The organism is Parabacteroides sp. 52 (genome assembly GCF_010500925.1).
Classification (GTDB): domain Bacteria; phylum Bacteroidota; class Bacteroidia; order Bacteroidales; family Tannerellaceae; genus QVMG01.
This window is the reverse complement of record NZ_QVMG01000012.1, coordinates 46,240-60,607: the sequence shown is the minus strand read 5'-3', so window position 1 is coordinate 60,607 and position 14,368 is coordinate 46,240. Positions and strand designations below refer to the sequence as shown.

16 protein-coding genes are annotated in these 14,368 nt (G+C 42.4%); 4 read left to right on the top strand and 12 right to left on the bottom strand.

All coding sequences use genetic code 11. The features are described 5' to 3' along the window. Window positions 1–15: 15 nt before the first annotated feature. From dut to D0T51_RS08475, 7 genes are all read right to left on the bottom strand, one after another. Window positions 16–447, bottom strand: coding sequence for a dUTP diphosphatase (gene dut / locus D0T51_RS08505; protein WP_163727928.1), 432 nt, complete (start codon window positions 445–447; stop codon window positions 16–18). A gap of 40 nt (window positions 448–487) precedes the next feature. Continuing rightward, a complete protein-coding gene (locus tag D0T51_RS08500) occupies window positions 488–2,323 on the bottom strand; it encodes a 4-hydroxy-3-methylbut-2-en-1-yl diphosphate synthase (protein WP_163727925.1) in 1,836 nt (611 codons plus the stop codon). Window positions 2,324–2,331: 8 nt separating this feature from the next. Next, on the bottom strand, window positions 2,332–2,838 hold the full coding sequence (purE, locus tag D0T51_RS08495) for a 5-(carboxyamino)imidazole ribonucleotide mutase (protein ID WP_163727923.1): 507 nt from the start codon (window positions 2,836–2,838) through the stop codon (window positions 2,332–2,334). An 81-nt stretch (window positions 2,839–2,919) separates the two neighbouring features. Further along, entirely contained in the window at window positions 2,920–3,300 is a 381-nt protein-coding gene (gcvH, locus tag D0T51_RS08490) for a glycine cleavage system protein GcvH (RefSeq protein WP_163727920.1), read from the bottom strand. A 17-nt stretch (window positions 3,301–3,317) separates the two neighbouring features. Next, entirely contained in the window at window positions 3,318–3,938 is a 621-nt protein-coding gene (locus D0T51_RS08485) for a phosphatase PAP2 family protein (protein ID WP_163727917.1), read from the bottom strand. A 12-nt stretch (window positions 3,939–3,950) separates the two neighbouring features. Next, complete coding sequence (gene rpoN, locus D0T51_RS08480) at window positions 3,951–5,399, bottom strand: RNA polymerase factor sigma-54 (protein WP_163727914.1); 1,449 nt, start codon at window positions 5,397–5,399, stop codon at window positions 3,951–3,953. A 203-nt stretch (window positions 5,400–5,602) separates the two neighbouring features. Next, entirely contained in the window at window positions 5,603–6,205 is a 603-nt protein-coding gene (locus tag D0T51_RS08475) for a DUF4294 domain-containing protein (protein WP_163727911.1), read from the bottom strand. 206 nt (window positions 6,206–6,411) lie between these two features. Here D0T51_RS08475 and dinD point away from each other — a divergent pair, with 206 nt between their 5' ends. The 4 genes from dinD to D0T51_RS08455 all read left to right on the top strand — a co-directional run bounded on the left by dinD (window position 6,412) and on the right by D0T51_RS08455 (window position 11,056). Further along, the gene (gene dinD / locus D0T51_RS08470; protein WP_163727908.1) at window positions 6,412–7,242 is read left to right on the top strand and encodes a DNA damage-inducible protein D; all 831 of its coding nucleotides are present in this window, start codon (window positions 6,412–6,414) and stop codon (window positions 7,240–7,242) included. 196 nt (window positions 7,243–7,438) lie between these two features. After that, the gene (locus tag D0T51_RS08465; RefSeq protein WP_239056749.1) at window positions 7,439–8,158 is read left to right on the top strand and encodes a hypothetical protein; all 720 of its coding nucleotides are present in this window, start codon (window positions 7,439–7,441) and stop codon (window positions 8,156–8,158) included. Between the two features lie 12 nt (window positions 8,159–8,170). Next, window positions 8,171–10,234, top strand: a complete 2,064-nt coding sequence (locus tag D0T51_RS08460; protein ID WP_163727905.1) for a helix-hairpin-helix domain-containing protein — start codon at window positions 8,171–8,173, stop codon at window positions 10,232–10,234. A gap of 42 nt (window positions 10,235–10,276) precedes the next feature. Next, the gene (locus D0T51_RS08455) at window positions 10,277–11,056 is read left to right on the top strand and encodes a radical SAM protein (protein ID WP_163727903.1); all 780 of its coding nucleotides are present in this window, start codon (window positions 10,277–10,279) and stop codon (window positions 11,054–11,056) included. A gap of 16 nt (window positions 11,057–11,072) precedes the next feature. On the opposite strand, the gene D0T51_RS08450 is transcribed toward D0T51_RS08455, so the two are convergent. The 5 genes from D0T51_RS08450 to D0T51_RS08430 all read right to left on the bottom strand — a co-directional run bounded on the left by D0T51_RS08450 (window position 11,073) and on the right by D0T51_RS08430 (window position 14,100). Beyond that, window positions 11,073–12,176, bottom strand: coding sequence for an acyltransferase family protein (locus D0T51_RS08450; RefSeq protein ID WP_163727900.1), 1,104 nt, complete (start codon window positions 12,174–12,176; stop codon window positions 11,073–11,075). Window positions 12,177–12,275: 99 nt separating this feature from the next. Beyond that, window positions 12,276–12,746, bottom strand: a complete 471-nt coding sequence (locus D0T51_RS08445) for a DUF4252 domain-containing protein (protein ID WP_163727897.1) — start codon at window positions 12,744–12,746, stop codon at window positions 12,276–12,278. Beyond that, window positions 12,743–13,156, bottom strand: coding sequence for a hypothetical protein (locus tag D0T51_RS08440; RefSeq protein ID WP_163727894.1), 414 nt, complete (start codon window positions 13,154–13,156; stop codon window positions 12,743–12,745). Before D0T51_RS08440 ends, D0T51_RS08445 begins: the two co-directional genes overlap by 4 nt. Further along, window positions 13,146–13,655 (bottom strand): RNA polymerase sigma factor, encoded by a 510-nt coding sequence (locus D0T51_RS08435; RefSeq protein WP_163727892.1) that lies wholly within the window; start codon window positions 13,653–13,655, stop codon window positions 13,146–13,148. The genes D0T51_RS08440 and D0T51_RS08435 overlap by 11 nt, the downstream gene beginning before the upstream one ends. Beyond that, window positions 13,645–14,100 carry a DUF4252 domain-containing protein gene (locus tag D0T51_RS08430; RefSeq protein ID WP_163727889.1) on the bottom strand — a complete coding sequence of 152 codons (456 nt, stop codon included), beginning with the start codon at window positions 14,098–14,100 and terminating at the stop codon, window positions 13,645–13,647. Before D0T51_RS08430 ends, D0T51_RS08435 begins: the two co-directional genes overlap by 11 nt. Window positions 14,101–14,368: the final 268 nt, after the last annotated feature.

The following is a 14,368-nucleotide window of genomic DNA, read 5'->3' as shown; positions in this document are numbered from 1 at the left end:
TTACTTATTTATCTTTTATTTTCCGGTATGACCAAAGCCACCGGCTCCTCTTTCTGTTTCGTCCAATACCTCCACAGGTTGCCATTCAACCTGGCTGTGGGTGGTGATGACCATCTGACAAATCCGTTCTCCGTCATTCACCGTAAAGGGTTCAGCAGAGAGGTTCACCAGGATAATACCTATTTCTCCCCGGTAGTCGGCATCAATCGTTCCTGGTGTGTTCAATAAAGAAATACCATGTTTCAATGCCAACCCACTGCGTGGACGCATCTGGGCTTCATATCCTTCCGGTAAAGAGAGGTATAATCCGGTAGGTATTAGTTTGCGTTCCAAAGGTTTCAATACTACGGGTTCTGATAAATTAGCACGAATATCCATACCTGCCGATAAAGGAGTTGCATACCCGGGCAGTGGATGATGGGATTTGTTTACGATCTTAACTTTCATCTTTATAGATTGATTATGAGGGACGAAGATACTACAAATATTAATGTTGCCAATCTCCGTTCTCTTTTATTAACTCTACCAAGCGCTCTACGGCTTCTTCTTCGGGTATATTTTTCAGAATGCAGATTTTCCCTTTGTACAGGCTGATCCGCCCGCGCCCGGCCCCTACATACCCGTAATCTGCATCGGCCATTTCTCCCGGTCCATTCACTATACATCCCATAATACCGATCTTCAGTCCTTTCAGATGCGAAGTGGCTTCTTTCACCCGGGCGATTGTGGTTTGCAGGTTAAAAAGGGTACGCCCGCAACTGGGGCAAGAGATGTACTCTGTTTTACTGATGCGCACACGTGCAGCCTGCAATATACCGAACAGGCAACTATCTGCCACAGCAGCCTCACCTCCTTCATTGTGCAGCATTAATCCGTCTCCAAAACCATCCAATAAGAGTGTGCCTAGATCGGCGCCGGCTTTTAATTGAATAGATTCCACATCTGTCTCATAATAACTACGGTGTAAGATCAGGGGAGCGTTGCAGCCCGCAGTAATTAGTTTATGGATGGCTGCCCGCTGAGACCCTACCCCGTTGCGGTTGTTCGCACTCAGAATAAGCACGACCGATGGGTCTTGCCGGAATATCTCTATCATTCTCTCCGTCAAATCCTGGTGGGTCAGGCGGATGAATTTATAACGCGTATTGTAATGTTTCAGTTCTTCTACCTCAGAGGCAATAAATGCAGGATAGGCATTGGGGCGTTCTTTCCAGAAATGGGCATCGACGATCAATTGAAAATGATCCGGCAGGTTGTCGGGATCTTCTGTTCCTATATACAGAAAGTCTGGTGGAGTAAGCGGATTTATTTCAAAGGAGCCATTTGTCCGGTCGGAGATGACTACCGGTGTCTGTCCGCCTCCGATCCGGTGAACCGCCCGTGTTCTTCGCCTATCCGGAGCCAAGGGATTGTAACCAGCTGATAAGGTTCCTTCAATAGGGGCATGCCCTTCCCGTTCGCGGATGTAATCGACTAATTTACGGGCTACCGGCATTTCTGCCTCCGGCTCTTCACTCAAAGAAACCCGGATCGTATCTCCCAGTCCGTCGGATAAGAGTGCACCTATACCTACTGCACTTTTTATCCGCCCGTCTTCTCCATCACCTGCTTCGGTTACTCCCAGGTGTAGAGGGAAGTACATCTTCTCAGCTTCCATGGTTTGTACCAACAAGCGCACAGTACGTACCATCACGACCGTGTTCGATGCCTTGATAGAAATAACCACATCGGCAAAGTCTTCTTCCACGCAAAGGCGTAAGAATTCCATGCAGGAAGCCACCATTCCTTCCGGCGTATCTCCATAACGGCTCATAATACGGTCCGAGAGAGAACCGTGGTTCACTCCTATACGAATGGCTGTACCCTGTTGTTTACATAATTGAAGGAAAGGAAGAAAGCGGTCTCGTATTTTCTCAATCTCCGCAATATATTCCTCTTCGGTATATGTCTGCAGATGAAAGGTTTTTACCTTATCGACGTAATTCCCCGGATTAATACGTACCTTCTCTACTTCCTGCGCTGCTATATCGGCTGCGTGCGGATTGAAATGAATATCCGCCACCAAAGGAGTGACGTATCCGGCAGCAAATAAGCCTTTCCGGATCAGTCCCAGGTTACGGGCTTCCCGTTCGCCCTGGGCCGTGAAACGTACATATTCGGCGCCGGCTTCAATCATACGTATAGCCTGATCCACCGATGCTTCTGTATCCATTGTTGATACATTCGCCATCGACTGCACACGAATCGGATAATCTCCTCCCAGGGGGGTGTCTCCTATATGTACGACAGATGATTTGCGTCGGTTGTAATTGAAGAAATCCAACGTACTACTTAATTTGTTTTGTATGTATATTTTACCTGGGCCAACTCTGCATTGGCCTTGACGATTTTTGTTTTCAGTGCTTCTTTGTAGGCGGCTAGCTTCTCTTGCAGGGGTTCATCGGCTACAGCAAGCATTTGTACGGCAAGGATACCGGCGTTCAGGGCACCATTGATACCTACGGTTGCCACAGGTATACCCGGAGGCATCTGAACGATAGCCAACAGGGCATCCATTCCGTCTAATGTGGAATTGATTGGTACACCGATAACCGGCAAAGTGGTCATAGAAGCGATTACTCCGCATAAATGCGCAGCCATACCGGCAGCGGCTATAATCACTTTTATACCTCTCTCTTGGGCTCCTTTGGCAAAAGACTCTACTTCTGCCGGTGTCCGATGGGCTGATAACGCATGTATCTCAAAGGGTATTTCCATCTCATCCAGAAATTGAGCTGCCTTTTCCATAACAGGCAGATCGGATGTGCTGCCCATAATTATACTAACAATTGGAGTCATTTTTTTAAAAATTAAAAGGAGAAAGCAGGAAGACAGTAGGAGAGTACCTCCTTCTTTCTGTCCTTCCTGCCTCTATACATTTTATTTTGCAAGCAATTTTTCATATTCTGCAGCCGACAATAAACCGTCTGCTTCTGAAGGGTTAGAAAGAGTGATTTTGATTAACCAGCCTTTTCCGTAAGCATCTTCATTGACCAATTCCGGTTTCTCTTCCAATTCGGCGTTTACTTCTTCCACTTCACCGCTTACCGGCATAAACAAGTCGGATACAGTCTTAACAGCTTCAATTGTTCCAAAGACTTCTTCTTTTGCTACTGTCTCCCCTTCAGTTGGGATATCAACAAAAACAATTTCGCCCAATTCGCTCTGTGCGTAATCAGTAATACCTATATAGGCATTATTACCTTCTACACGAATCCATTCGTGATCTTTTGTGTACTTTAATTCTGCAGGAAAGTTCATACTTTAATTGTGTTTTATTAGGTGAATAAATAAGTGTAACTCATAACGACAGCGCCAAATATACAGGCAAATCCCAATAGGAAGCCGGCATAGACCTGCGAAGGAGTATGGCGTTTCAGATAAATACGCGAAGTAGCCACCAGCCCGCTTATCAAAAAAAGAAGGATAAATCCTACGTACGGGTTAATCCTATGTATATAGGAGACAGCCATGACTCCGCCCAGTAATCCGCCGATGCCCAGTGTGTGTGCGCTAATTTTCCAGAAAAAGTTGATGCACAGGACAGCAAGCAAAACCACACAAGCTCCGATAAGAATGGCTAACAGCCAAAAGGGCATTTTCATCTTATAGAAATAATACAGGCAGACCAATAAAGAGGTGAGGATAATCAGATAGGGGACAGCTCTTTCCCGCCTGTCGGAGAGCGCCAAGTCACTGGCTGCTCCATTTCGTATCAATAGCAAGACAAACAAACCTGGGATAACCGCAGTTGTCAGGAAGGTCCCTCCAGCGATTGTCCACTTAATCTGTGTCGGATAGATTGCTAGATAGGTAAAGGAAAGCACCAGTATAATTCCATACGTTACCATCAATAACGGATGAAAGACTATGGACACTATATGAGAGAATAGTTTCATTTTGTCACAAATTTATATTTCTTTTCGCAGACGGGCAACCGGAATGCCTAATTGTTCTCTGTATTTCGCTACTGTCCGGCGGGCTATGATATAGCCTTTCTTTTTGAGGATAGTTGCTAATTCCTCATCTGTAAGAGGTTTACGCTTTTCTTCTCCGTCTATATGTTCCTTCATTATCTTTTTTACTTCGCGGGTAGAAATCTCTTCTCCACTGTCTGTCTGCATCGATTCGGAGAAGAAATACTTTAACGAATAAACTCCAAAGTTTGTTTGCACGTACTTGCTGTTGCTGACCCGTGAGATGGTCGATATATCATATCCCGTACGTTCTGCTACATCTTTGAGTATCATTGGACGCAAGGTTGCTTCATCTCCGGTCAGAAAGAAGTCATGTTGAAGCAGAATGATTACTTCCATGGTCCGGCGTAAGGTTTCTTGTCGTTGTTTAATGGCATCAATGAACCATTGGGCGGCGTCCAATTTTTGTTTGACAAACTGTACGGCATCCCGCATTTTTGTTGTCTGGTTTGCTTTATTGCCGGTATAATCCTGGAACATCTCTGCATATTCTCTGTTGATATGCATATCGGGTACTCCCTTATTATTCATACTCAGTACCAATTCGCCATTGTTCGCATCTACAATAAAATCGGGAATAACTAGGTTCATGGCTGTTTCCAGCGAACTGCCCCATCCACTTCCCGGTTTGGGATTCAATGTGGTGATCTCGTGAATGGCCTTTTTCAGATCTTTTTCTTGCAACGAGAGGTTACGCAGGATCTTCTCGTAATGTTTGCGGGTAAAATCTTCAAAGTAATGCGTTAAGACGGTTAGGGCCAAGGCCACGGCAGGTGTCTTTTCTTTTCTGTCAAGCTGGAGCAACAGGCATTCTTGGAGATCGCGGGCTCCTACACCGGCCGGCTCAAAGTCTTGTATCACTTCCAGAACCGTTTCTATCTCCTTTTCGTCTACATCTTCTCCAGCTTGGAAAACCAAGTCGTCAGCGATTGCCGCAAGATCTCGCCGCAGATAGCCGTCATCATCCATGTTGCCGATGATATATTCAGCCACTTTCATTTCTCTGTCCGACAGTTCGCGCAGGCCTAGTTGTTGGAGTAAATACTCATGCAAGGACTGGCTCACAGAAAAAGGCACGTCTTCTTTTTTTTCCGTCCGTTCGCTGATCTCCCGTATTTTATAATCCGGTATATCATCTTCTGTCAGGTAGTCGCCCAACGAAAAGTCCTCATTGTTTTCTACCAAAGCTGCATCCATCTCTTCTCCTGTTCCGTCCGTATCTTCTATGGGTTCCTTTCCTTCTTCCAATGCCGGATTTTCTTCCAACTCATGTTTGATCCTTTCTTCCAGTTCTATGGCTGGAAGTTCAAGCAATCGGATCAACTGTATTTGTTGCGGAGAAAGCTTTTGTTGTAACTTTTGTTGTAATTGCTGTCTGAGCATCTTCTTCGTCTATCCCTTATGTGGGTGCATCGTTTTTCTTTTTCTATTTGATTGCAAATATAAGTTTTTAGCATTGATAGAACAGTAAGAAAAATATAATAGTTCTAAATAAACAGAAGACAATCGGAGTGGGATAGAGCGTAAACGAGAAAGATTGAGTGATGAAAATCGCATGCGACCAGAAGAAAGGAATGGAGACAACTTTAGAGAAACCCTCCTTCCACCAATACCACAACTCTTTCAATCATGGCATCCTGACCTTTCGGATCATACGTTGTTTTAAGACTGGCCCCGAAAATGCCAGCAAAAAGATTCCAAAATCCTGCCCGGAAGTTTCCCAAATAAGCTTGCAGCAGGTTATAACTGGATTGGTTGCATTCGCGGTTGATAAGCTTGAGCAAGAGTTTTCCCTGGGAAAAAGTCAATTTTTTTAGTTCCGGTTTATATTCTTTGAATAATTCTTTTTCCATCTTTTTTAAATGAGCCTCCCGGGCTTTATCATCGGGAAGGGTCTCCATATATTCATAGGTTTCGATCAATACCTCATACACCATCTTGGCATAAGGAAGCGTGCGCTTTACATCCCGCACCAGTTTGTTGTATGCCTTCCTCTCTTTGTCATTCTTAAATTTCAGTTCAGGATATATATATACCTCCCGCAGGCTTACAACGGCTATGGTATCTTTACCTTCCAAAACCGCACGTTGATAACCTTCCGGTAATATATTTGTCCTAATCTTCTTTTGAGCTGTCACGACTGCACAACACAAAAAACATAAAATCAATATATTAAAGAATCTATTCATATCTTCTTTACAAAAATAGAGCATTTCCTTTTTATATCTTATAGTTTTACACTATTTTATTGAATTCCAAAGGATCGTATAGACTTTTTTGTATATTTGTGAATTATAGGATATGCCTTAACTTTCTCTGAAAGTACACTTTGGCGATTGTATTTGGCCTTGACTATATACATATAATTATACATAAAACCCTAAAACTTTTTACTATGAAACAGAAAGAAATAAAAGAACTTTTCGTACGGTTTGAATCTGCAGCCATTAAAATTGAAGGGATTGAATGTTGGAGTGCTCGGGAACTTCAACCTTTATTGGGTTATACCAAATGGGATAACTTTGTCAATAATGTAATAACCAAGGCCAAGCAAGCCTGTAAAAATGCAGGAGAAAAAATAGAAAACCATTTTCCCGACGTCGGGAAAATGGTTTTGATAGGTTATGGCGTTGAAAAACAAGTAGATGACATTCTATTAACCCGCTATGCATGTTACTTAATTGCACAAAATGGAGACAGCCGAAAACCGGAAGTAGCTTTTGCACAAACCTATTTTGCCGTACAAACCCGTCGGGCAGAAGTTATTGAACAACGTTTCTTGGAAATAGAAAGAGTCAAAGCCCGGGAAAAACTAACAAAAACAGAAAAACAACTTTCCGGCATTCTTTATGAACGCGGTATTGATCAGAAAGGCTTCGGCATTATCCGCTCGAAAGGGGACAAAGCCTTGTTTAATATAGATACCTTGAGCTTGAAGCATAAGATGGAAATACCAGAAAAAAAACCTTTGGCGGATTTTTTACCCACTGTCAGTATAAAAGCGAAAGACCTGGCAGCAGAAATGACAAATGTGAATGTTCAATCCAAAGATTTGTACGGACAAAAACCTATTGAAGACGAACATATAGAAAACAATTCAGCCGTTCGTAAAATGTTATTGGACAGAGGTATTAAACCAGAAAACCTTCCGAAAGGAGAAGATGTGAATAAAGTCAAAAGACGACTGGAAAAAGATAATAAAAACATATTGAAAAAGAAAAAATGAAAAAGGCAAACCATTTTCCCGACGTCGGGAAAATGGTTTGCGCTGTTTAATTCTGTATATATCAGATAGTTAACCACCTATTAGAACCTCATTAACTATGAAAAAAAGACAATTTTGGTACATCCTAACAGTACTTTTTTTTCTTTCTTTTCATTCATATGCAACTGATAATCTGAGACTTCCTGACATAAGAAGTATGGGAACAGGCGGAAATGGAGTTACACAAACCTCGTTTTTTAACCCTGCCCTGGTTACTTTAGCCGATAAAAAGACACTGCAGATCCATTACTTCAACAGGTATCACTTGAAAGAATTAGGAACAGTTACAGGTAGTTTCCTGTATCCCAATCCTATTCTGTCTGCCGCCATCCATCTCTCTTCTTTTGGATATGATGACTACCGGGAAAGCCTGTTGCGCTTTTCGTTAGGCAAACAGCTCAATGAGCGATGGGCATTGGGTATCGGTATACATTATAGCCTATTACAAACCGCCCTTTTTGACGAACGCCCCTCTCGGTTATCCACAGATATCGGAGCTACTTTTTCTCCCTTTGATAACTTGTTGATAGGAATGTTAATAATGAATGCCCCTTCTGTTTCTATCGGAGATAAAAGAGCTGATAATAATAACTTTAGCGGATATAATATTCAAATGGGAATCCAATGGGAAGTTATAAACAGCCTGTTGATAATGGGAAGCATGGGCACAGAAAAAGAACAGGTTCTTACAGGCAGTATAGGAATGGAATACAGGGCCTTTAACTCCTTCTATCTCCGGGCAGGAATACAGAGTACTCCCCTACTCCCTTCTTTGGGAATTGGTTATGACCTTTCTTTATTTTCAATAGACGTGGCTACTGTATACCATCCCGTATTAGGCATGAGTACAGGCCTGGGACTTTCCTTTACCTTTTAATGAGAGACAACTATGAAAAGAATAATGATAAGTTTGTCGGTATTTCTCCTTTTCCATACCGGTTTCCTGGCAGGACAGGGGCATCTATCATCAGATAAATGGATCGAATATATCGAAGAATTGATGCAGGAAACAGAAGATACGCAACGGATTGAAACTCTTTATAATGACCTGTCCTACCTGACAGATCACCCTTTTGAACTGAACCATGTAAATAGAGAAGAGCTGAGAAGGTTACCTTTCCTGACAGACCGGCAAATCGAAAGTATTCTTACTTACCGCGCGAAATACGGAAAGATGGTAACAATCTACGAACTAAAGAACATAGAAGAACTGGATTTTCAAACGATTGATTTACTATTGCCATTCATTTATATCGGAAAAACAGCGGTTGATAACCTTCCTTTCACTGTTAATAACCTGTTGAAATACGGACGCAATGAATTACAAATCAGATACGATCAATGTTTTCAACAGAAAAAAGGATACCGCCCTCAGGCAGACAGTATCCTCGAACAATACCCCAACCGTAAATACCTGGGAGAACCGTTTTACCACTCCGTACGTTATTCCTACCTATTTGACAACCGTCTGCAAATAGGTTTCACAGGAGAGAAAGACGCAGGGGAACCTTTCTGGAACAAACATCATAAAGGATATGACTATTATTCCGCTCATTTTTTCCTGAAAGATATGCAATGGTTGAAAAGCCTGGCTATAGGAGATTATAAAGTCTCTTTCGGACAAGGATTGGTGATCAGCAATGATTTTACACCCAGCCGGAGCGCGATTGTCGCACAAGCCGAAAGAAGAAATAATGGTTTCCGCCGCCATTTCTCCACCAACGAAACAGATTTCTTCCGAGGAGCAGCTGCCACGGTTAATATCGATAAGGTAGATATCAGCCTGTTCTATTCTTACCGGAAAATGGATGCCAAAGTAGAGAATGATGTATTTACCTCTTTCAAGACAGATGGTATCCACCGTTTGGTCCGGGACAAAGAGAAGCGCCATACCGTACCTGTACAGACCTTTGGAGGTAATATACGTTATCTCAGTCCCGACCTATGTATAGGGCTGACAGCTCTCACCTACTCTTTCGGAAACTACCGGATAGAACCGGAGGACAAACCGTATAACCTATTTTATTTCCGGGGAAACAAAAATATAAACCTAGGCATAGACTATCTTTTTAAACGCAAAGGTTTTAAAATATACGGGGAAACCGCCTTATCCGAAAACAAGGCATTGGCAACGCTGAATGCTTTGCAACTAACTCCTACTTCTTACATTTCTTTTTTATTCTTACAGCGTTATTATAACCGAAAGTACCAGGCCTTTTACGGAAATGCCTTTTCTCAAAACAATAATTCCCCCCAAAACGAACAAGGAATATACATGGGTTTACAGGTAGTCCCCCTCCCCTATTGGAAAATCTCTGCTTATGCGGATATATTTCGTTTTCCCTGGCTCAAATACGGAATAGATGCCCCCTCTTCCGGAAAAGAGTATATGGGCCAGATAGATTATACACGCAATAAGAATTTCACGGCCTATATCCGTTATAAATACAAGAAAAAAGAAAAGAATGTAAAAGAGGAAGGCCACAGCGTTTTAATCCTTCCTTACACCCAACAGCGGATGAGGATACAATTCGTATACGGATATCAGCCGGCCTTTTTGTTTAAGACATCCATCGATGCTGTCTCTTTTTCGGAAGAAAAAAAAGATCAACCGGCAAAAGGCATTATGCTTGCTCAGAGTGCCGGCTGGAAATCCTCTTCTTTTCCTCTGCAGGCTGATATCTATATAGCCTGGTTTCATACCGACGATTCCAATAGCCGCATCAGTTCGTATGAAAAGAATATTTTGTATGCTTTCTATATGCCCTCTTTTTATGGCAAAGGCATACGCCTTGCCGCTACCTTCCGGTGGGATATAACAGACCGCCTTACTCTTTTTGCAAAGATAGGCCATACCCGTTATAACGACCGCGATATCCTAGGAACAGACCTGGAAGAAATAGAAGGAAAAGAAAAAACGGATTTTAATGGGAACTTAAGGTGGAAGTTTTAAAGAATACTATCTTTGCCATTGTTCTTACAAAGTGTGATCATTATGCCAACTATTCTTTTCGACAAAATAATATTCGGACCTATCCACAGTCGTCGGTTAGGAGTTTCCTTAGGAGTCAATTTACTTCCTGCAGATGGTAAGTTTTGTTCTTTCAACTGCATCTATTGCGAATGCGGTCTGAATGAAGAGAGACGTACCCATAGCCAATTGCCTACCCGTCAACAGGTACAGAAGGCATTGCAAGAAAAACTTATTTCCATGCAGCAAGAAGGGATTTGTCCCGATGTTATCACCTTTGCCGGGAACGGTGAACCCACCATGCATCCCGCATTCGGAGCCATCATAGACGATACGATTGAAACACGCAACCGTTATTGTCCGAAAGCCAAAATAGCCGTCCTGTCCAATTCGACCATGTTACATAAACCGGATGTATTTGATGCGCTCAATAAGATTGAAGACAATATCCTTAAACTCGATTCCGTCCTGGATAGCCGGATACAACAACTCAATGCTCCCAACTCCCCCTCTTTCACCTTTGAAAAACTATTGGAGCAATTGAAACGCTTTCACGGCAATGTCATTATCCAAACAATGTTTTTACGCGGTCAACACAAAGGTGAATCTGTAGATAACACAACAGAAGAAGAAATCAACGGATGGTTGGAAGCCTTGAAACAGATCAATCCCAAACAAGTGATGATCTATACCATTGATCGCGAAACCCCTGTTCATTCCTTGCAAAAAGTGCCGAAAGAGGAACTGGAGACCATAGCCGACCGCGCCCGTGCATTCGGTTTCAACCTGAGTGTGTCGGGTTAAATCTTTCTCTTTTCAATTATAACTTAATATATATCTGCTTCTTATAAAGAAAATATCCCGGTATCCAATTGGCTCCAACAAAGAATAGAGCCCATGCCAAGGAGCCGCCATAATCTCCTAAAAGAGGACGAAACACATCTGCATACAAAAATGCAGACAGGCCTATTTTACTGAAAAGCGTAGCCAACAAAGCTGCCTGCACATACAAATAGAGAGGATTGATACCAAAAGATTCAAAAAACAAAGACCATTTCTTCTTTCCGTTGATATCAATAATCCAGATCAGTATACCCAAAAAGAGGGAAGCCAGTCCACTGGTGGTCAGTACAAAGGTACTGCTCCATATCTTCTTATTGATAGGGCAGCCATAACTCAACAAACATCCTGCAAACAGAAACAGGGTTCCGATAATAAATATATTCCGGATAATAAGTTCATTGTCTTTCTTACAATCCACGATAATCTTTCCAACATAGAAGCCTAATAAGACATGGGCAACACTGCCGATCGTACTTAAGAATCCTTCCGGATCAAAAGCAATCCTTGTTCCATCGGCCATTGTATCTTTATACATATGGGAGGTGCCGAATAAAAACTTGTCAACAACAGCTACAATATTGTTTTCAGATAATATCGTACTATCAGTAAATCCCAATAAAGCACCATAGAACACTAAAATACCTCCGGCTAGATGCAAAATATATTTATGATTAACCGCCAGTCCCAACAAAGAACCTATGCCATAAGCCAATGCCAACCGTTGCATCACTCCTAAGATACGCAAATTCTCCATATGGGAAAAGCCCTGATTCAACACAAGACCGAATAGGTTCAGTCCCAGTCCGACTAAAAAGATAAGTAGTGTTCTTTTTAATATTTTGAATACACTCTCTTTGGAAAGTGTAAACGCATATTTGCGCAGGGAGAAATACATAGAGACACCCATGATAAACATGAAAAAGGGAAACACCAGATCGGTCGGAGTCAATCCGTCCCACTGTGCATGCCGCAGCGGAGCATATACATATCGCCATGAACCGGGATTATTTACCATAATCATTCCCGCAATTGTAATCCCCCGCATGACATCAAGGGAAACAAGTCTTCCTGAAGGTTTCATTTCTGTGATTTTTACTATTCGTGGTTTTATATAAACCGAACGAAGGACACCACTCAATGGAATCCAACGTTCGGCATTTCATGTCAGCAAATATAGTGACTATTTACTCATCGCCCCGGTAATTTCTTGTACATCCTGCAAAGTAAAATTACCCAAGAGCTGAATAACCGTGAAACCTTCCTCCGTATTGGCCAGCATAATCAGGTCTTTCACCCGCTCACCCTGCATATGAGCATAGAAGGTAGCTTTTGTTTTTTCATCGCGCACACGCATCAATTCCGCATGTTGCTTCGTGACAAATCGGGAAAACTCTTCCTGCATCTTCTCTGTGAGATCCTTTCGTTCGGTCGTAAGTACCTGCAACGATTCGATCTTGCCTTTCAGATTCGCCAGTTTCAATCCGGCAGTTTCTATATTCGGCATCATCTGGAACATTGCCTTGGAGATGTAAACAGAAGTCACACCATCCATATCGGCATATCTATCAAAGAGTTTTGAGTTACTCTGGGCGAAACTGAGCTGTGCAGACGCCAGGCAAAGAAAAAGTAGGAAAATATATTTTGTTTTCATTGTGTGTTTAATTCGTTTAATTGTCCATTAACTATTTCATTTACTTTATTGACTTCCCCCTGTGCTTCGGAAACCTGAGTCAGTCCTTTGTTGAATTGTGTCGACAGAAAGGCCAATGCCTTTTCGGCTACAATCGCTGCTTCCTGCGGATCCTGGAAAGTATCGGCCATCTCTCCTACCCGATTGTTTTCGGTCTGGAAAAAGACAATTATGCCCAACAACAGGGAAGCAGCCACTCCTGTAAACCAATACATAGAAGAAGGTTTTCGCCTCAACGATATACTGCGTTCCTTTTCTCCGGCCGCCAACCGGTCTATATGTTGTTCCAGTCGATTCGATAAGCCTTCGGGCAATTCGGACTCTTGGCGGATTGCTTTTTGGATTAATTCGTCTATTTCTTTATCGTTCATATACGCTTGGTTTGATGTATTGTTCCCGTATCATCTTCCTTGCCCGCGAGAGCAATGTCCGTACATTGACGGCAGTGAATCCGGTAATCTCTTCTATCTCTTCCATCGAACAATCACCGAATCCTCTCAGTTTCAATACCTGTTTTTGGTTCTCAGGCAATTGTTCAATCAATTGTTTGATCCTATCTATTTCGTCCGTCCCTTCCAGTTCCTTGTCAGGAGTAAGATAGTTGGCCAACGTGACTGTCTCCAGGTTTTCTGTCTGCCGGCGGGAACGGGGGGAACGAAGGAAATCCAGGCAAAGATTTTTGATTAAAGTGACCGAAAATGCTTCCGGATTATGAATAGTCGTCAATTCCCTGCGCTTTTCCCAAAGTTTGGCGTAGGCATCTTGCAGAATATCTTCCGCATCATCTTTATTGCCTACCAAGGCCAAGGCGACCCTGTAAAGTTTAGGATGTAAAGGGAGAAACGTCTCTTTGAAGCTATCAGCATTCACCTTTTCCGTGTTTATTTACCACCTGTTCGATATCAGAGGGTTTGATTTTACCTTTTATACGTATCAAGGCAACTTCTTCTCCGGTAGTGATAACGACCATTTCGCGGATTATCTCCTCTTTTATTTTCACAAGCACCCGGGTTTTACTCCCCTTCTCGTTGGTCGTCACCATGGTTTCGTATTTCGAATCTTTCAGTTGTCCGACCCACTTTGTCACCTTTTCCTTCACCTGGGTGGAACAATCGTCCAATGTATAGACCTCAATGCCGTCAACACCCATCGTTTCTGTGAAAAAACCAGCCAATTTCATTGTAAACGTTCCCATATTGATATGGGTCACATTGTCCATCTTCTTAAATTCTTTGAAGAGATCGTCCACAGTCTTCTGTCCATATCCCACCTGGCAGATAATCATCCATGCCAACATAATCATGTATTTCTTCATTGCATACTTTTTAAAGGGTTTTAATCAGTAGACGGGGGTGATTCCCTTTTGTTGCAAAATAATCGATTTTTTTCCATAAAAGTACATTTTCATTCACCGTTTATTTTTTCATCTGCCGGGGAAATAAAATTGCCGATAATTGTCGACACTTGTGCTGATATATGTCGACACAATTGCCGATATATATCGGCACAAGTGCTGACGTATATCGGCAATTTTATTTGTCAGCAAAAAAAGAATAGAATGATCCACATAAATCACTAACTTT

Coding starts and splice junctions, on each gene's coding strand:
- dut (WP_163727928.1), bottom strand. CDS start 447: ATGAAAGTTAAGATCGTAAACAAATCCCATCATCCACTGCCCGGGTAT.
- purE (WP_163727923.1), bottom strand. CDS start 2,838: ATGACTCCAATTGTTAGTATAATTATGGGCAGCACATCCGATCTGCCT.
- gcvH (WP_163727920.1), bottom strand. CDS start 3,300: ATGAACTTTCCTGCAGAATTAAAGTACACAAAAGATCACGAATGGATT.
- D0T51_RS08485 (WP_163727917.1), bottom strand. CDS start 3,938: ATGAAACTATTCTCTCATATAGTGTCCATAGTCTTTCATCCGTTATTG.
- rpoN (WP_163727914.1), bottom strand. CDS start 5,399: ATGCTCAGACAGCAATTACAACAAAAGTTACAACAAAAGCTTTCTCCG.
- D0T51_RS08475 (WP_163727911.1), bottom strand. CDS start 6,205: ATGAATAGATTCTTTAATATATTGATTTTATGTTTTTTGTGTTGTGCA.
- dinD (WP_163727908.1), top strand. CDS start 6,412: ATGAAACAGAAAGAAATAAAAGAACTTTTCGTACGGTTTGAATCTGCA.
- D0T51_RS08465 (WP_239056749.1), top strand. CDS start 7,439: ATGGGAACAGGCGGAAATGGAGTTACACAAACCTCGTTTTTTAACCCT.
- D0T51_RS08460 (WP_163727905.1), top strand. CDS start 8,171: ATGAAAAGAATAATGATAAGTTTGTCGGTATTTCTCCTTTTCCATACC.
- D0T51_RS08455 (WP_163727903.1), top strand. CDS start 10,277: ATGCCAACTATTCTTTTCGACAAAATAATATTCGGACCTATCCACAGT.
- D0T51_RS08450 (WP_163727900.1), bottom strand. CDS start 12,176: ATGAAACCTTCAGGAAGACTTGTTTCCCTTGATGTCATGCGGGGGATT.
- D0T51_RS08445 (WP_163727897.1), bottom strand. CDS start 12,746: ATGAAAACAAAATATATTTTCCTACTTTTTCTTTGCCTGGCGTCTGCA.
- D0T51_RS08440 (WP_163727894.1), bottom strand. CDS start 13,156: ATGAACGATAAAGAAATAGACGAATTAATCCAAAAAGCAATCCGCCAA.
- D0T51_RS08430 (WP_163727889.1), bottom strand. CDS start 14,100: ATGAAGAAATACATGATTATGTTGGCATGGATGATTATCTGCCAGGTG.